Genomic DNA, 17,738 nt, shown 5'->3' on the forward strand with positions numbered 1-17,738 from the left:
AAACCCCAGTCTGAAGCCAACCCGCCGAAACCGACCCGCTGAAGCGAAGTCGCCGAAGCGAAGCCGCCGAAGCCAAGGCGCCGAAGCCATCCCCCTGGAGCACCGGCGGCACCCTTTCACCGAACCGAGGAGAACACCATGCCATACCAGGGCAGCTGCCACTGCGGCCGCATTGCATTCGAGGTCGAGGGCGAGATCGAGGCCGTGCTGTCGTGCAATTGCTCGATCTGCCAGCGGCGCGGCCATCTGCTGTGGTTCGTGCCGCGCGACCGGTTCCACCTGAAGACGCCCGAGTCCGACTACTCGACCTACCGCTTCCACACCATGAAGATCGCCCACCATTTCTGCCCGGTGTGCGGCTGCGGGCCGTTCGGCGAAGCCATCGATCCGAAAGGCCAGCCGACGGCGGCCGTCAATGCGCGCTGCCTGGAGGGGATCGACCTGGACAAGCTGAAGGTCATCCCGTTCGACGGGCGGCGCCTGTAACGCCGCCAAGCCGACGCCATGCTGTCGATCCGGGGTATCGATCATCTGGTGCTGCGCAGCGCCGACGTGCCCGCGCTGCTGCGCTTCTACGTGGACGTGCTGGGCTGCACGCTCGAGCGCGAGCAGCCGAAGCTGGGGCTGACGCAGCTGCGCGCCGGCGCGAGCCTGATCGATCTGGTCACGCTCGACGGCCCGCTCGGCAAGGCGGGCGGCGCGGGACCGGGTCCGGAGGGCCGCAATCTGGACCACTTCTGCCTGCGCGTCGAGCCCTTCGATGCGCAGGCCATCGCCGCCCATCTGCGCGCGCACGGCGTCGAGGCGGGGCCGGTCGAATCGCGCTACGGCGCCGAAGGCACGGGGCCGTCGATCTACCTGCGCGATCCCGATGGGAATGTGGTCGAGCTGAAGGGACCGCCCGACGCCAGGGTGTAGGCCCGGCAGGGGGAAGGGGCGAAGGCCCGGAGGACGGCTCCGGGAAAGCGCGAAAGCTCGGGGAAGGCCCAAAGCCCCGGGGGAAGTGCGAAGGGCCGGGGAAGGCCCAACGCCCCGCGGGAAGTGTGAATACGTGGGGAAGGCACGAAGCCCGGTGAGCGCGCGATGCCGCCGCGCAACGCCCCGCGCACGCGGCGGCGAGCCGCCGCTACAATCGGGATTCCCCAAACCATGCGCCGCCGGCATCGCATCGGCGGCCACGGCGCCGGCCTTCCCGGCGCATGCCATGACGACACCCGACCTCTCTTCCGGTCCCCGCCCCGACACCGCCGGCTCCGCCCCCGGCATGGCGGCCGACAGCGACGCCGCCGGCCCCACCGAACCACAGTCCCAATCCGCCCCCTGGTCCGAACCGCCCCGCCATCTGGCCTGGGTACTCGGTCTGACCGAAACCATTTCCTGGGGCACGCTGTACTTCGCCTTCACCGTCTTCATCGAGCCGATGAGCCGCACGCTCGGCTACGGCAAGCCCTTCCTGGCGGGCGGTTATTCGCTCGGCCTGCTGGTCTGGGCGCTGTGCTCGTTCGCCGTCGGCCGGCTGCTCGATCGGGCGCCGGCGCGGTGGGTGATGGGCACCGGCTCGGTGCTGGCGGGATTGGGACTGATGCTGTGGGCCTGGACGCCGAACCCGACGCTGTTCCTGCTGATGTGGGTGCCGCTGGGCCTGGCCATGGCGACCACGCTGTACGAGCCGGCCTTCGTCGTGCTGCGCCAGGCCTATGGCGACGGCTACCAGAAGTCGATCGTCATCGTGACGCTGGTGGCGGGCTTCGCCAGCACCATTTTCATTCCGCTGGCGCAATGGCTGGTGTTGCATATCGGCTGGCGCGGCACGCTGCTGATCTTCGCCGCGCTGAACCTGCTGGTCTGCGCGCCGCTGCATGCGCGGCTGCGCTTCACGCCGCATCCGACCTATGCCAGCGTGCAGCCGGTCGCGCCGCTGGGCGGCGGCTCCCCGGGCATCGCCACGCTGGCGCTGCGCGATCCGGTGTTCTGGGCGGTGGTGCTGGCCTTCACCGCGCTGGCGGTGGTGGCCTCGCTGCTGGGCGCGCACCTGATTCCGATGCTCAACGAAAAGGGCCTGCCGGTCGGCGAGCAGCTGATGGTGGCGGCGCTGATCGGCCCGGCGCAGGTCATCGGCCGCCTGGCGATGGCACGCATGCCGTCGCGCCAGCCGGTGCGGATCGCGATGCCGGTCTATCTGGTGATGAGCCTCGGCCTGCTGACGCTGGCGCTGGGCCACGGCAAATGGCTGATGCTGGCGGCGGTGCTCTACGGCTGCGCCAACGGCATCAACACGATGCTGCGTGCGATGGCGATGCCCGAGCTGATCTCGCGGCACCACTATGCGACGCTGAACGGGCTGATGATGACGCCGGTGCTGTTGATGCAGGCGATCGCGCCGTGGCTCGGCGCGCTGATGTGGACGGCGGCCGGCGGCTATTGGCTGATGCTTTGGGTGATGGTGGTGCTGGCCATCGCGGCGCTCGGCGCCTTCGCCTATGCGCTGCGCCGGCGCGGCATGCTGGGGGCGCCGCCGGCGGCCGCCTAGCTGTACCCCGCCGGACTCACGCCGCGGCGGCCACGCCCATGCCTTCGAAGACGAAGGTATCCATCGCCAGTACGCCGTAGGTGACCGCATCGGTCGCACGCGCGACCTTGGCGGCCCCGGCGACCTTGGCGACCTGTGCCACCTCTGCCGTCTCTGCCGTCTCTGCCACCTCGGCCGCCTTGGCCGGCACAGGCGCGCCGGCGGTTCCCGCCGCGGGGCCTAGCGCCGCCCCCAGCGCGACGAAGAACGGCAGCAGATGCTCGTCGGTCGGATGGGCCCGGCGCGCATGCGGCGCCTCGCTGCGATAACGCGAAATGCGCGCGGTATCGCCGGTGCGCAGCGCCTCGTCCAGCGCGCCGGCCATCCAGCCGCGAAACGCCTCGACATAGGGCTCGGTCGCGCCGCCGTGCTGCACGGGCCGTTCCCCGCCGAACACTTCGCGCAGGTTATGCGTGAAGCTGCCCGAGCCAACCACCAGCACGCCCTCGTCGCGCAGCGGCGCCAGCGCGCGGCCGATCTCGATCTGCACGGCCGGGTCCAGGTAGGGATTCAGCGCCAGCTGCACCACCGGCACGTCGGCATCAGGGAAGAAATACCGCAGCGGCAGCCAGGCGCCGTGGTCGAGCGGCCTGGCATCGTCCAGCGCGACAAACCCGGCCCCCGGGATGCCGGCGGCCTCGACCAGCGCCTTGACGCGCCCGGCCAGCGCCGGCGAACCTGGCGCGTCGTAGCGCAGCGCATAGAGCTCCGGCGGGAAGCCGCCGAAGTCGTGCCAGGCCTGCTGGCGCTCGGCCGTGGTCACGGCCAGCGTGCTGTAGATCCAGTGCGCCGAGATCACCAGCACCGCGCGCGGCTGCAAGGCGCGCAGCCGCTCGCCCAGCGCATCGAACGCCGGGCCCACCGGGCCGGGTTCGATCGCCAGCATCGGCGAACCGTGGGAGACATAGAGCGCGGGCAACATGGGGATCCTTTCTTCGACAGCGTGGATGCGGGGAATACGGGCCTAGTTTGACAAATCCCCACCGTCGCGGCGTCAAGCGTTGCGGACGCCTCGGTCAAATATTTTGAAATTCAGCGTTGCGGCGTTGTCCCCTGCAAGCGGCGGCGAACTCGCACTAACATGGCGGCTTGCTTGCGGGGTCGCGACCTCGTCCCAACCTGGCCCCACCCAGCCCCACTTGGCTCAACCCGGCCCCACTTGGCTCAACCCGGCCCAACGTGGCCCAAACCGGCCCCAACCCTGCCCCACCGGCCCCAATCGAGACAACGGAGACACGATGACCACCATGCCCGCCACCACCCGACCCAAGCAGGCCGCACCGGCGCCCGACACGCCGCTGGTGCGCTGCGGCTGGTGCGGCACGCTCGAGGACTATTGCCACTATCACGACAACGAGTGGGGCTATCCGGTCGACGACGACCGCCGCCTGTTCGAGAAGCTGTGCCTCGAGGGCTTCCAGGCCGGCCTGAGCTGGCTGACGATCCTGCGCAAGCGCGAGGCCTTCCGCAAGGCATTCGCCAACTTCGACGTCGAGAAGGTGGCCCGCTTCGGCGAGCGAGACATCGAGCGGCTGCTGGGCGATGCCGGCATCGTGCGCCACCGCGGCAAGATCGAGGCGGCGATCAACAACGCCCAGCGCGCGCTCGAACTGCTGGAGACCGAGTCCTCGCTGGCCGCCTATCTGTGGCGCTACGAGCCCGACCCGAAGAGCCGGCCTGCCGTGCTGACGCCGGAGGTACTGCGCACGATGACGACCTGCCCGGAAGCCACGGCGCTGTCCAGGGACCTGAAGAAACGTGGCTGGCGCTTCGTGGGGCCAACCACGATGTATGCGCTGATGCAGGCGATGGGCATGGTCAACGACCACCAGCAGGGATGCTGGGCGCGCGAGGAAGCGCAACGTAAACGGGCGGCGTTCAAGGTGCCGCGGTAGCGGGACCGCGGTGGGGGCGATTGGGGCCGTTGGGCCGTTGGGGCCGTTGGGGCCGTTGGGGCCGTTGGGGCCGTTGGGGCCGTTGGGGGCCGTTGGGACGGTCGGCGCGGTTGGGGCGGACGGCCTGCGTGCCTGGGACGCATGGGCATCCCAAGGTGCATGGCGTCTCCAACCTGCCGAACGTGCCCAAACGTGCTTGGCGGCCCTACGTACGTAAACGCACATCCAGCCGCCGCTCCGCGCAACGGTGCCCCATGGTCTTTAAAGATTGTTTACGTATACGTAGATAGTAGTAGTAGGTAAACGGCGCCCTCCACAGTGGATAAGGCCGCCGGGCCCTTGCTGCACAAGGGCTGGCGGACTGTATAAGGCTTAGGGGAAAACCCGACGTATACGGGATAACCCGATGCCCTCGCGGAAACGGGTTCGGAGCGCGCCGGACTTGTTCGTCCGCGGTCCACAGGCGCCCCACAGGCTGCCCAGCGCTTGTCCCTCGTGCGGCACACAGGACGGGCACAGGGTTGTCCCCGGAGTTATCCCCAGGGCGCCGTGAAAACGCCTTGCGCGGGTCAGTGCGAACTCGGCCGCAACGCCCGCCGGCCGCGCTGCACCAGCATCACGCCGGCCAGCACGATGGCGCCGGCGATCACGCCGCCGACCAGATTGATCAGCAGCGGCCCCAGCCAGGACAGGAAGGGTCCGACGCCGGGGATGGCCGCAAGCCATTGCGCGGCGGTCTCTTCCAGATGGTGCGCCCACGGCAGGCCGTGAACGAGGATGCCGCCGCCGACCAGGAACATCGCGATCGTGCCGGCCACCGACAGCGTCTTCATCAGGATCGGCGCCAGCCGCAGCAGGCCATCGCCGATGCGGCGCGCGAAGCCGTTGCCGCGGCCGCTCAGATAGAGCCCGGCATCGTCGAGCTTGACGATGCCCGCCACCAGCCCGTAGACCCCCACCGTCATCAGCAGCGAGATCGCGGTCAGCACCGCCAGCCGCGTGCCGAACGGCGCGTTGGCGACCGTGCCGAGCGAGATCACGATGATCTCGGCGGACAGGATGAAGTCGGTGCGCACCGCGCCCTTGATCTTTTCCTTCTCCAGCGCGACCAGGTCGACCGCGGGATTGGCCGCCGCCTGCCGCAGCGCGGCGCGCTCGACCGCCTCCCGGGCGCGCTCGGTCGGTTCGGCGTGGCCGGGCAGGTAGCGGTGGGCGAGCTTCTCGAAGCCCTCGTAGCACAGGAAGGCGCCGCCGATCATCAGCAGCGGCGTCACGGCCCACGGCGCGAAGGCGCTGATGGCAAGCGCCGCCGGGACCAGGATCACCTTGTTGCGCAGCGAACCCAGCGCCACCGCCCACACCACCGGCAGCTCGCGCTCGGCCTTCAGGCCGGTCACCTGCTGCGCGTTCAGCGCGAGGTCGTCGCCGAGCACGCCCGCGGTCTTGCGCGCGGCGACCTTGCTCATCGTGGCGACGTCGTCGAGGATCGTCGAAATATCGTCGAGCAGCGCAAGCAGGCTGGCACCGGCCATCTCAGCGGCCTCCCTGCGGCAGCTGGCCTGCAACGGTACGGCGATCGAAACTCGGCATGGTTCGGGCTCCTGTGGTGTTGGAGAATCGGCAAGGCGCCGCGGGCCGCGGCCGGGACCGCGAGTGGCGCCGCCATCGCGCCATACTGCCATAGCCGCTCCCGCTTCCAGCATGGCGGGCATGTCGGATTTTGTCTGATTTTTTTACGTCACTTGGATCTGTAGCATGGGGCGTCATGCGCAGGCACCGGGCGGCTGTTGCGCCGGCGCCCCGCCTCTCCCCAATTCCACCCGGTCGCCCATGCCCCAAACCCTTGCGCGCAGCGATCTGCTGCGTACGCTCGTCATTCCCCTGCTGCTTGCGGCGCTTCTTGTCGCGGACCTGCTGACCCCGCTCGGCGTCGCCGAGTGGATCTTCTATCTGCTGCCGATCTGCCTGTGCGTGTTCGTCGACCGGCCGATGATGCCGCTATGGACGGCCGCCGGGGCGACCCTGCTGATGGCGGCCGGCTATATCTTCTCGCCGGGCGGGGGCGATCCGACCATCGGCCTGATCAACCGCCTCTGCGGCACCGTGGTGATGTGGTTCCTCGCCGCGGCGATCTACCGCTATATCGCCAGCCAGCTGCAGATGCGCCGCTTCGTCTGGCTGCAGGAGGGCCAGGTACGCGTGGTCCAGCAGACCCGCGGACTCGATACGCCGGCCGAGGTCGGCACCGCGCTGCTGCGCGCGCTGGTGCCGCTGGTGCAGGCCCAGGCCGGCGTGGTCTACCGGCTCGAGGACGCCAGCCTGAAGCGGCTGGCGGGCTGGGCCGCGCCGGCGGACACGCCGGAGAACCTGGCGCTCGGCGAGACGCTGGCCGGACAAGCCGCCAGCGAGAACCGGCCGCTGCTGGCGCGCGGGCTGTCCTCGCACTATCTGCGCATCGGCTCGGCGCTGGGGCGCGACGTGCCGCAGGCGGTGCTGGCCGCGCCGCTGACCTCGGACGGCCATGTGGTCGGCGTGGTGGAGCTGGCCTTCGCCAGCGCGCAGCCGAAGCTGGACGATGCCGTCGAACTGATCGGGCGCGTTGCCGAGGCGGCCGGCGTGGCGCTGACCGCCTCCGCCTATCGCGCGCGTCTGGAGACGCTGCTGGCTCAGACCCAGCGCCAGGCCGAGGAACTGCAGGTCCAGCAGGAGGAGCTGCGCGTTTCCAACGAAGAACTGGAGGAACGCGGACGCGCGCTGATGGAGTCGCAGGCGCGGCTCGAGACGCAGCAGGCCGAGCTCGAGCAGAGCAACGTCCAGCTGGAGGAACACACCCAGCTGCTGGAGGCGCAGAAGCGCGACCTGCTGCAATACCAGGCCGAGCTGGCCGCCGGCGCGCGGGCGCTGGAGCGCGCCAACCAGTACAAGTCCGAGTTCCTGGCCAACATGTCGCACGAGCTGCGCACCCCGCTCAACAGCGCGCTGATCCTGGCCAAGCTGCTGCAGGACAACAAGGAAGGCAACATGACGCCCGAGCAGGTGCGCTATGCCGCCACCATCCATTCGGCCAATACCGACCTGCTGAACCTGATCAACGACATCCTCGACCTGTCCAAGATCGAGGCCGGCCATCTGACGGTGCAGCCCGAGCCGGTCGACATCGAGGCGTTGGTCGGCGGCCTCGCGCAAGGCTTCGCGCCGATCGCCGCGCAGAAGTCGGTGCAGTTCCGCATCGAGCGCGCGCCGGACCTGCCCGCGACGCTGGTGACCGACAACGTGCGGCTGCAGCAGATCCTGCGCAACCTGCTGTCCAACGCCTTCAAGTTCACCGAGCGCGGCGAGGTGACGCTGTCGGTCACGCGCGATGGCCACGACGCCATGCGCTTCGCCGTGCGCGATACCGGCATCGGCATTGCGCGCGACAAGCAGGCCATCATCTTCGAGGCCTTCCAGCAGGCCGACGGCACCACCAGCCGGCGCTATGGCGGCACGGGCCTGGGCCTGTCGATCTCGCGCCAGCTGGCGCAACTGCTCAACGGCACGCTGACGGTCGACAGCGAACCAGGGGCCGGCAGCACCTTCACGCTGACGCTGCCGCTGGAATTCATCGGACCGGCCGCGCCGGCCGCGGCCGTCTCGTCGGTCCCCCCTGCCCCGGCGGCGGTGCTCGAAGCGGCGGCCCAGGTCGCGGCCGAAGGCGGCATCGACGTGACCGAGGCGCTGACCTCGCCGCAACCCGCGCCGGTGCCCGAGGCGGTCGCCGCGATGTCCGCGCCGACGCATGCCGCCGGCGCAAGACAAGGGCACACGGCGCAGATGTCGCACACCACGCCCACGGCGCAGAGCGCGTCTCCGATCACGATCAGCGCGCCGCCGCTGCACACCATGCTCGGCCCGGCGCCGATCGACGACGACCGCGACCGGCGCTCGCGCGGCAACCGCCTGATCCTGGTCATCGAGGACGACGTCGCCTTCGCGCGGATCCTCTACGACCTGGCGCACGAACTCGACTTTGACTGCCTGCACGCGACCACCGCGCAGCAGGGGCTGGAGCTGGCGCGCGAATACCAGCCCTGCGGCATCCTGCTCGATGTCGCGCTGCCCGACCATTCGGGGCTGACGCTGCTCGACTGGCTCAAGCGCGACCCGGCCACGCGGCATATCCCGACCCACCTGGTGTCGATCAGCGACCATGCCGAGGCGGCGCTGCACCGCGGCGCGATCGGCTACACGCTCAAGCCGAGCGGCCGCGACGACCTCGCCAGCGTGATCCGCGAACTGGAAGCGCGCATGGCGCGAGGCGGCATGCGCACGGTGCTGGTGGTCGAGGACGATGCCACGCTGCGCGAGAGCATCCGCGCGCTGCTGCAATCGGCCGACATCGACATCGTTACCGCCGACACCGTGTCGGCGGCGCTGGCGCGGCTGTCGGAACGCCGCTTCGATTGCGTGGTGATGGACCTGGCGCTGCCGGACGGCTCGGGCCACGACCTGCTCGAGCAGATGGCGGCCGATGCCTCGTATTCGATGCCGCCGGTGATCGTCTACACGGGCCGTCAGCTGTCGGCCGAGGACGAGCAGCAGCTGCGCCGCCATTCCAAGTCGATCATCATCAAGGGCGCGCGCTCGCCCGAGCGGCTGCTCGACGAGGTCACGCTGTTCCTGCACAGCGTCGAATCGGCGCTGCCACCGGAACACCAGCGCATGCTGCGCGCGGTACGCAGCCGCGACGATGCCTTCGAGGGCCGCCGGCTGCTGCTGGTGGAGGACGACGCGCGCAATATCTTCGCGCTGTCCAAGGTCATCGAACCGCTCGGCGCGCAGGTCGAGATCGCGCGCAACGGCCGCCAGGCCCTTGAAATTCTCGACGGCCGCGACGATATCGACCTGGTGCTGATGGACATCATGATGCCGGAGATGGACGGACTCACCGCGATGCGGCATATCCGCCAGGATGGCCGCCACGCGCAATTGCCGATCATCGCGCTGACCGCCAAGGCGATGTCGTCCGATCGCGAGGCCTGCCTGCTGGCCGGGGCCAACGACTACATCGCCAAGCCGATCGATATCGACAAGCTGCTTTCGCTGTGCCGGGTATGGCTGCACGCGCGCTGACCCCTCCCGTCCGCCCTTCGACCGGCCCCATGCCGGCCGACGACGCCTTCGCGGCCGTGCCCGCCGACGACTTCGAGATCGAGCTCGAATTGCTGCTCGAGGGCATCTTCCGCAAGTACCAGCACGATTTCCGCGGCTATTCGCGCGCGTCGCTGCGGCGCCGGCTGTCGCAGGCGCTGCGCGACCTGCGGCTCGACACGCTGTCGCAGTTGCAGGACCGCATGCTGCGCGATCCCGCGCTGTTCGGGCGGCTGTTCCAGTACCTGACGGTGCAGGTCAGCGAGATGTTCCGCGATCCCTCCTACTTCCGCGCGATCCGCGAACATGTGGCGCCCGTGCTCAAGACCTATCCGTCGATCACGGTGTGGGTCGCCGGCTGCAGCACCGGCGAGGAGCTGTGGTCGCTGGCGATCCTGTTTGCCGAGGAGGGCCTGCACGAGCGCACCACCTTCTATGCGACGGACATCAACCCGGCGGCGCTGGCCGAAGCGCGCGCCGGGGTCTACGACGCCGGCCGGCTGCGCGGCTTCGGCCGCAATTACCTCGCCGCGGGCGGCCGGCATTCGCTGGGCGACTACTATCACGCCGCCTATGGCAAGGCCAAGTTCGATGCCGGCCTGGTCTCGCGCGCGGTGTTTGCCGACCACAGCCTGGCGACCGACAGCGTGTTCCAGGAAGCGCAGCTGATCTCGTGCCGCAACGTGCTGATCTACTTCGACCGCGCGCTGCAGGACCGCGCGCTCGGGCTGTTCCGCGACGCGCTGGTGCGCCACGGTTTTCTGGGGCTGGGCAGCAAGGAAACGCTGCAGTTCAGCGCGCACGCCGAGGCGTTCGAGGCGGTGATGCCGTCGGACCGGTTGTATCGCAAGCGGTGAAGTCGCGCCGGCATCGCCGCATCGACATCGCTCTATCGACATCGCCATATCAACATCACCGCATTGACATCGACGCATTGACATCGACGCATTGACTCCACCGCATTGACACGACTTATCGCCGCATGAACGCCTCCATCGCCAACCCGTCCCCCGCGCCCGACGCCGTCGTCATCGGCGGCTCGGCCGGCGGCATCGAGGCGCTGAACGTGCTGCTGCCGATGCTGCCGGCGGCCTTCCGTCCGGCGCTGATCGTGGTGCTGCATCTGCGGCCGGATACACCGAGCCTGCTGCCGCAGCTGTTCTCGCTGCGCTGCGCGCTGCCGGTCTGCGAGGCCGAGGACAAGATGCCGGTGCGGCACGGCCACCTGTACCTGGCGCCGCCCGACTATCACCTGCTGGTCGAGCGCGACAGCCGCCACGGTGGCGCTTACTCCGGCAGTCACGTCGGTACTCCCGTTGGAAATCTCGGCAGCGAGCGCGCCGAAGGCGTGCATTTCGCGCTGTCGGTCGATCCGCCCGAGCGCTTCTCGCGCCCGTCGATCGACGTGCTGTTCGAGTCTGCCGCGCATGCCTGGCGCGAGGCGCTGCTCGGCATCCTGCTCAGCGGCGCCAACGACGACGGCGCGCGCGGGCTCGAGACCATCCGCCACTGCGGCGGACGAACCTGGGTGCAGGCCCCGGACACCGCGTCGGCCGAGACCATGCCGGCCGAGGCGATCGCGCGCGGCGCGGTCGACGAGGTGCTGACCCTGGAAGCGATCGGCAGCCGGCTGCGGCGCGCCGTCCACTGAAACCTTGCCATGTCCGATCCCATCAAGATCCTGACCGTCGACGACATCGCCAGCAATCTGACCGCGCTCGATGCGGTGCTGGCGCGACCCGATGTCGAACTGGTGCACGCCAACTCCGGCCCGCAGGCGCTGGACCTGCTGCTGCAGCACGAGTTCGGCCTGGCCATCCTCGACGTGCACATGCCGGGCATGGACGGCTTCGAGCTGGCCGAGCTGATGCGCGGCAGCACCCGAACCAACCATATCCCGATCCTGTTCCTGACCGCGGCCGGCTACGACAGCCAGCGCACGTTCAAGGGCTATGCGACCGGCGCGGTCGATTTCCTCTACAAGCCGCTGGACGCCAACATCCTCGCCGCCAAGGTCGATGTGTTCGTGCAGCTGGCCCGGCAGAAGCAGCAGCTGGCCGAGCAGCTCGCCACCACGCAGCGGCTGCTGAAGGCCAACGAGATGCTGATGGCGGTGCTGGCGCACGACCTGCGCACGCCGCTGTCGGCGATCCTGGCTTCGACCTCGTTCCTCGAGCGCTTCTGCCACGACCAGAAAACCGCGCCCGCGGTCGAGCGCATCCGCCGCAGCGGCACGCGCATGGTGCGGATGGTCGATCAGCTGCTCGACGTCGCACGGCTGCACGGCGGCCGCATGCAGCCCGCGGTGCAGCGCGAGGACCTGCATGCGCTGTGCGCGGCGATCGTCGACGAACACGAGAGCCGGCACGGCAAGGGCCGGCTGCTGCTGGAACGTTTCGGCGATACGGTGGCGACGGTGGACCCCGGGCTGCTGTCGCAGGTGCTGGCCAACCTGATCGGCAACGCGCTGCAGCATGGCGACCCGGCAGTGCCGGTGCGCGTGCGTGTCGAGGGCACGGACGAGCGCGTGACGGTGGCGGTCAGCAACGGCGGCGCGATCCCGCCTGACCTGCTGCCGCATCTGTTCGACGCCTTCCGCTCGGGGCGCTCGGCCACCGAATCCGAGGGGCTGGGGCTGGGCCTGCATATCGCGCGCGAGCTGGCGATGCTGCATGGCGGCGATATCGAAGTCGTTTCGCGCGAGGGGACGGGAACGACCTTCACGGTGTGGGTGCCGCGGCAGGGGGGTGTGTAGCCGTTCGCTGGTCGTTTGGGGGCGCCCGTCGTCGGGTACCCTGCTCCCGTGACGCTGGTCCTCTGCGCACTGTTCATTCGGCGCGCGCGTCATTGGGCGCTGGTCATTCGGTCCGTAATACCCGCGCCATCTGCTGCGCCGCCTCCTGCAGCACCGGCACCGCGCGCAGCAGCCCTTCCAGCGGCACGCGCGCGGTCGGCGCGTGGCAGGCGATCGCCGCCAGCACCGGGCGCGCGTTGGCCGCCGCCGTACCGTTGGCCTCCGGCCCCAGCTCGCGCACCGGCACCGCCACCGCGGTCATGCCGCGCACGAATTCCTCGTTGTCGACACCGATGCCGCGCGCGCCGAGCCGATCGAGCTCGGCCTCCAGCAGCGACAGGTCAGCCAGCGTGCGCGGCGTATTGCGCGTCAGCACCAGACGCTGCAGCGTCTGCTGCCGCTCCAGCCGGCTCATCGCCGACAGGAACAGCTTGCCGCTGGCGGTGCAATGCAGCGGCACATGGATGCCCGGCGACAGTTGCAGCCGCAGCGGCTCGTGCGTTTCGACGCGTTCGACGTAGAGCACGCGATCGCCGTCCAGCGCGGTCCGATTGCAGGTCTCGCCCAGGGCCGCCACCAGCCGGCCCAGGATTGCGCGGCATTCGCGCAGCACCGGCGGACTGCGCAACGTCTGCAGCGCCAGCCCCGCCGCCCGCGGTCCCGGCACGAAGCCGCGTTCGGCCGGCATCTGCAGTACGAACCCGGCGCTCTCCATCGCCGCCAGCAGGCGCATCAGCGTGGTCTTCGGCACGTGCAGGCGCTGCGACAGTTGCGCGAGGGTCTGCGGATGCTGGGCGCGGGCGAGCGCATCGAGCACCATCAGCACGCGCAGGCTGCGCGCGTCCTCGTCGGTCACACGCGGGTCTGCCGGACTCTCTGCTGCACTGCGATTCTGAAACGGAATTTGCACGTTCTGTTTCACTTTCCGCGCCTCCACGCGTATTACCTTTTCATTCCCGGGTCGGCAAATAAAATCGGGACAAGTCGTTCCATTATAAGAACGTTGCTGACAGGACCCGCGGCCAATGCGCCCCGGACAAACCCTGCCCGCAACACCCGATCAGGAGACAGCGACGATGTCGCAAACCGTTGACTACATCGTGGTGGGCGCCGGCTCGGCCGGCTGCGTGCTGGCCAACCGGCTCAGCGAGGACGGCCGCCACGCGGTGTGCCTGCTCGAGGCCGGACCGCCGGACCGCTATCCGTGGATCCATATCCCCATCGGCTACGGCAAGACGATGTTTCACAAGGAGGTCAACTGGGGCTTCCATACCGACCCCGACCCCAACATGCTGAACCGGCGCATCTACTGGCCGCGCGGCCGCACGCTGGGCGGCAGCAGCGCCATCAACGGCCTGATCTACGTGCGCGGGCAGCGCGAGGACTACGACCACTGGGCCGCGCTCGGCAATCGCGGCTGGAGCTGGGACGACTGCCTGCCCTACTTCCGCAAGCTCGAGAACAACGACCTCGGCCCCGGCCCGACGCGCGGCACCGATGGACCGCTGAACGCGACCTCGATCGATCGGCGTCATCCGTTGGTCGATGCCTTCATCGAGGCCGGCGAAGCGCTCGGCCTGCCGCGCAAGGCCGATTTCAATACCGGCGACCAGGAAGGCGTCGGCTACTACCAGCTGACCACGCGCAAGGGCTGGCGCTGCTCGACCGCGGTGGCCTATCTGCGGCCGGCGCAGTCGCGTCCCAATCTGCGCATCGAGACCGGCGCGCATACGACCGCGATCCTGTTCGAAGGGCGGCGCGCGGTGGGCGTGCGCTATATGCAGAACGGCCGCCAGCACGTGCTCCGCGCGCGCCGCGAAGTGCTGCTGTGCGCCGGCGCGCTGCAGTCGCCGCAGCTGCTGCAGCTGTCCGGGATCGGACCGGCGAGCCTGCTGCGCGAGTTCGGTGTGCCGGTGGTGTACGCGCTGCCCGGCGTTGGCGAGAACCTGCAGGACCATCTGCAGATCCGGCTGATCTACCAGGTGGCGCGGCCGATCACCACCAACGACCAGTTGCGCTCGCTGTTCGGCAAGGCCCGCATGGGGCTGGAATGGCTGCTGTGGCGGCAGGGACCGCTGGCGATCGGCATCAACCAGGGCGCGATGTTCTGCCGCGTGCTGCCGCAGGAGAGCGCGACGCCCGATACGCAGTTTCACTTCGCCACGTTGTCGGCCGACATGGCGGGCGGCCAGGTCCATCCGTTCTCGGGCTGCACGTATTCGGTCTGCCAGTTGCGGCCGGAGTCGCGCGGCACGGTGCGGATCCGCTCGACCGATCCGTTCACGCCGCCGTCGATGCAGCCGAACTATCTCTCGGCCGAGCTGGACCGGCGCAGCGCGATCGCCTCGGTCCGCTTCGCCCGCCGCGTGGCACAGACCGAGCCGATGCGCTCGCTGATGCAGGCCGAGTTCCGGCCCGGCGACGCGGTGCAGTCGGACGACGAGATCCTGCATTTCTGCCGCGAATACGGCGCCACCATCTTCCATCCGTCGGGCACCGCCAAGATGGGGCCGGCCAGCGATCCGTTCGCGGTGGTCGACGAGCGGCTGCGCGTGCATGGCGTGGCGGGCCTGCGCGTGGTCGATTGCTCGGTGATGCCGACGCTGGTGTCGGGCAATACCAATGTGCCGGTCGTGATGATGGCCGAGCGCGCAGCGGACTTCATTCGCGAGGATGCGCGCGCGGAGACGGTCGGCGAGATCGTCGGCGCGGGGGCGGTAGGGCCGGTTCAGGATGAACGCGAGACCGAGCGCGAGACCGAGCGACAAACCGCACGCGAGACCGAGCACCAAACCGAGCGCGATACCGAGGGCCAAGGCGAGCACCAGGCCCGGCACCAGGCCCCTCACCAACCCGAGCGCGGCATCACCGAGCCGGTCTGACCCCGGCCCGCCATCGCCCCGCCAACGCATAGCGGCAGCGAACCCGGGCTCGGTTCGCTGCGCCACCCACGGCCGAGCCCAGCAGCGCGCGCGCCCGCATACTCATTCCACCAAGGGCGCCGTCAATCCAAAGGAGACAAGCATGGCAAGCCCCAACGAGCAGGCGGTACGCAAGGTCGCGATGGCATCGGTGATCGGCGCCACCATCGAGTGGTACGACTTCTTCCTGTACGGCGTCGTCGCCGGCATCGTGTTCAACAAGCTGTATTTCCCGGCCGGCGATCCGGTGGTCGCCACCATGCTGGCCTACACCACCTTCGCGGTGGGCTTCGTCACGCGGCCGCTCGGCGGCGTCATCTTCGGCCACTTCGGCGACCGCGTCGGCCGCAAGAGCATGCTGGTGATCACGCTGATGATCATGGGCATCTCGACCTTCCTGATCGGCCTGGTGCCCACCTACGACAGCATCGGCCTGTGGGCGCCGATCCTGCTGCTGTTGCTGCGCGTGCTGCAGGGTATCGGGCTCGGCGGCGAATGGGGCGGCGCGGTGCTGATGGCCTACGAATACGCGCCGCCGGGCCGCAAGGGCTTCTATGCCTCGCTGCCCCAGATCGGGCTGTCGATCGGCCTGTGCCTGGCCTCCGGCGTGGTGGCGCTGCTGTCGCTGACGCTGACGGACGCGCAGTTCCTCAGCTGGGGCTGGCGCGTGGCCTTCCTGGTGTCCGCCGGCATGGTCTTCGTCGGCATGTATATCCGGCTGTCGATCAAGGAAACGCCCGAGTTCACCGCGGTCAAGCAGCGCAACGCCGAGACGCGCATTCCCTTCGTCGACATGATGCGGCGCTACCCCGGCAATATCCTCAAGGGCATGGGCGCGCGCTATATCGACGGCGTCTTCTTCAATGTCTTCGGCGTGTTCTCGATCAGCTATCTGACCCAGACGGTGAAGATCAGCCGCACCGAGGCGCTAACCGGCGTGATGGCCGCCGCCATCGTGATGTGTTTCTTCATCCCGTTCTTCGGCCACCTGTCGGACCGCATCGGCCGCACCCGCGTCTACTTCTGGGGATCGCTGATTACCGCATGCTCGGCCTTCCCCGCGTTCTGGCTGATGCTCAACGGCGGCGGCAACGTGATGCTGCTGTGGCTGGCCATCATCGTGCCGTTCGGCATCTTCTATGCCGCGGTCTACGGGCCGGAGGCGGCGCTGTTCTGCGAGCTGTTCGACGCCAAGGTCCGCTATACCGGCACCTCCTTCGTCTACCAGTTCTCGGGCATCTTCGCGTCGGGGATCACGCCGATCATCGCCACCGCGCTGCTGAAGTCGGGCGAGGGCAAGCCGTGGCAGATCTGTGCGTACGTGATGTTCGCCGGGCTGGTGTCGGCAGTGTCGGCCGCGTTGATCGGGCGCCCGTCGGGGTCGGGAGGAGCGGTGCGGGAGGCGGGACCGGTAGTGGCCGCTTCGGCCAGGCAGATGCGCTAGCCGTCCGCGAGGGCCGGAGCCGGTGCTTAGGCCTTTTCTTCCACCAGGAACTTGACGTTCAAGGTCGTCCACTCGCTGGAGCGGATCACCAGCCGATTGCCTTCGATCGGGTAGAAGCGCCCGTGCTCCTCCAGGCCGCGCCCACGGTCGTCGGTCAATTTGCGCCGGGACGCGGCCGACAGGATGATCCGCTCCGGCTCCCCGTCGCTCTTGAACTCGAAGTCCTCCAGCAGGCCGGTGTAGAGATAGGACTGGTCCTTCATCGGCACCACGGCGCTGACGACCACCATGGCGCCGTCGCTGATGCCCGAATCGATGCCGCTGAAGAGGTAGTACCAGGGCGCCTGCTGCCGGAAGAAGCCGCTCGCCCAGCTGTTCGGGTGGTCCAGATGGAACCGGCTGACCAGCCACCGGCGCAGCATGGCCAGCGTGAAGGCGAGGCCAAACGTCCCCGCAAAGAAACCGAACACCGGCCAAGGGTGTTCGTTCAGCCATTCATAGCGGTGCGGCGGGACGCTGGCCGCCGCGGCACCGCCGGACAGCATGCGCAGCGCGTCGCCGAGATAGAGCTGGTAACCGAAATATTCCGTGGCGGCGAGGCCGACCACGGCATCCACGATCAGCGCCAGCACGATGGATTTGATCGCCGTCGCCCCGAAGGGCGTCATGTCGGCTTCGCGCGCCTCTCTGGCCTGGCTGTAGTGGTGGTAAAGGAAGCCCGGCGCGACCAGGAAAAACAGCAGGATCGCGGGCAGCGCGATGTTCAAGGTCAGCCCTGGGCGGGAATCAGCTTCAGCTTGACCTCGCGCTCAACGCCCTTGGCGGCGTCCCGGATCTTGAACGTCCTGGTGGAGTTCAGCTTCCCGGTGGCAATGAACTCGCGCAGCGCCTTGTCGCTCTCGGGATCGCTGCGGATCAGCTTGACCGTGGTCCTGACAGTGGCTTTCATCGCTTGTCCTCCAATGGGAAAAGTATAGTAGGTCCG

15 protein-coding genes are annotated in these 17,738 nt (G+C 68.9%); 10 read left to right on the top strand and 5 right to left on the bottom strand.

All coding sequences use genetic code 11. From position 1 onward, the window contains the following. Positions 1-138: 138 nt before the first annotated feature. From K7G19_RS13685 to K7G19_RS13695, 3 genes are all read left to right on the top strand, one after another. Positions 139-486 (top strand): GFA family protein, encoded by a 348-nt coding sequence (locus K7G19_RS13685; RefSeq protein ID WP_149317557.1) that lies wholly within the window; start codon positions 139-141, stop codon positions 484-486. A gap of 18 nt (positions 487-504) precedes the next feature. Further along, positions 505-918, top strand: a complete 414-nt coding sequence (locus tag K7G19_RS13690) for a VOC family protein (RefSeq protein ID WP_149317556.1) — start codon at positions 505-507, stop codon at positions 916-918. 286 nt (positions 919-1,204) lie between these two features. Further along, positions 1,205-2,530, top strand: a complete 1,326-nt coding sequence (locus K7G19_RS13695) for an MFS transporter (protein WP_226107723.1) — start codon at positions 1,205-1,207, stop codon at positions 2,528-2,530. A 16-nt stretch (positions 2,531-2,546) separates the two neighbouring features. On the opposite strand, the gene K7G19_RS13700 is transcribed toward K7G19_RS13695, so the two are convergent. Next, positions 2,547-3,491 (bottom strand): class III extradiol ring-cleavage dioxygenase, encoded by a 945-nt coding sequence (locus K7G19_RS13700; protein ID WP_226107724.1) that lies wholly within the window; start codon positions 3,489-3,491, stop codon positions 2,547-2,549. Between the two features lie 325 nt (positions 3,492-3,816). Here K7G19_RS13700 and K7G19_RS13705 point away from each other — a divergent pair, with 325 nt between their 5' ends. Next, positions 3,817-4,464, top strand: a complete 648-nt coding sequence (locus K7G19_RS13705; RefSeq protein WP_226108150.1) for a DNA-3-methyladenine glycosylase I — start codon at positions 3,817-3,819, stop codon at positions 4,462-4,464. Between the two features lie 569 nt (positions 4,465-5,033). On the opposite strand, the gene K7G19_RS13715 is transcribed toward K7G19_RS13705, so the two are convergent. Beyond that, positions 5,034-5,996: a DUF808 domain-containing protein gene (locus tag K7G19_RS13715; protein WP_149317553.1), complete on the bottom strand. Its 963-nt coding sequence runs from the start codon at positions 5,994-5,996 to the stop codon at positions 5,034-5,036. 298 nt (positions 5,997-6,294) lie between these two features. Here K7G19_RS13715 and K7G19_RS13720 point away from each other — a divergent pair, with 298 nt between their 5' ends. The 4 genes from K7G19_RS13720 (at position 6,295) to K7G19_RS13735 (ending at position 12,349) form a co-directional block, all read left to right on the top strand. Beyond that, complete coding sequence (locus tag K7G19_RS13720; protein WP_226107725.1) at positions 6,295-9,576, top strand: response regulator; 3,282 nt, start codon at positions 6,295-6,297, stop codon at positions 9,574-9,576. 29 nt (positions 9,577-9,605) lie between these two features. Continuing rightward, entirely contained in the window at positions 9,606-10,451 is an 846-nt protein-coding gene (locus K7G19_RS13725; protein ID WP_226107726.1) for a protein-glutamate O-methyltransferase CheR, read from the top strand. A 125-nt stretch (positions 10,452-10,576) separates the two neighbouring features. Then, positions 10,577-11,245, top strand: coding sequence for a chemotaxis protein CheB (locus K7G19_RS13730; protein ID WP_149317550.1), 669 nt, complete (start codon positions 10,577-10,579; stop codon positions 11,243-11,245). Positions 11,246-11,254: 9 nt separating this feature from the next. Further along, positions 11,255-12,349: a hybrid sensor histidine kinase/response regulator gene (locus tag K7G19_RS13735; protein WP_150081970.1), complete on the top strand. Its 1,095-nt coding sequence runs from the start codon at positions 11,255-11,257 to the stop codon at positions 12,347-12,349. A 103-nt stretch (positions 12,350-12,452) separates the two neighbouring features. Here K7G19_RS13735 and K7G19_RS13740 read toward each other — a convergent pair whose 3' ends face one another. Then, positions 12,453-13,310: an IclR family transcriptional regulator gene (locus K7G19_RS13740; protein ID WP_226107727.1), complete on the bottom strand. Its 858-nt coding sequence runs from the start codon at positions 13,308-13,310 to the stop codon at positions 12,453-12,455. Between the two features lie 154 nt (positions 13,311-13,464). On the opposite strand from K7G19_RS13740, the gene K7G19_RS13745 reads away from it, so the two are divergent. Both K7G19_RS13745 and K7G19_RS13750 read left to right on the top strand, forming a co-directional pair. Then, positions 13,465-15,270 (top strand): GMC family oxidoreductase, encoded by a 1,806-nt coding sequence (locus K7G19_RS13745; RefSeq protein WP_226107728.1) that lies wholly within the window; start codon positions 13,465-13,467, stop codon positions 15,268-15,270. A 142-nt stretch (positions 15,271-15,412) separates the two neighbouring features. Further along, a complete protein-coding gene (locus tag K7G19_RS13750) occupies positions 15,413-16,753 on the top strand; it encodes an MFS transporter (RefSeq protein ID WP_226107729.1) in 1,341 nt (446 codons plus the stop codon). 26 nt (positions 16,754-16,779) lie between these two features. Here the strand turns inward: K7G19_RS13750 and K7G19_RS13755 are convergent, their stop codons facing one another. Further along, a complete protein-coding gene (locus tag K7G19_RS13755) occupies positions 16,780-17,520 on the bottom strand; it encodes a DUF6338 family protein (protein ID WP_226107730.1) in 741 nt (246 codons plus the stop codon). Positions 17,521-17,522: 2 nt separating this feature from the next. Further along, positions 17,523-17,702 carry a hypothetical protein gene (locus K7G19_RS13760; RefSeq protein ID WP_226107731.1) on the bottom strand — a complete coding sequence of 60 codons (180 nt, stop codon included), beginning with the start codon at positions 17,700-17,702 and terminating at the stop codon, positions 17,523-17,525. Positions 17,703-17,738 lie beyond the last annotated feature (36 nt).

Origin of the sequence: Cupriavidus sp. DB3, assembly GCF_020418465.1 — a bacterium.
GTDB lineage: Bacteria > Pseudomonadota > Gammaproteobacteria > Burkholderiales > Burkholderiaceae > Cupriavidus > Cupriavidus cauae.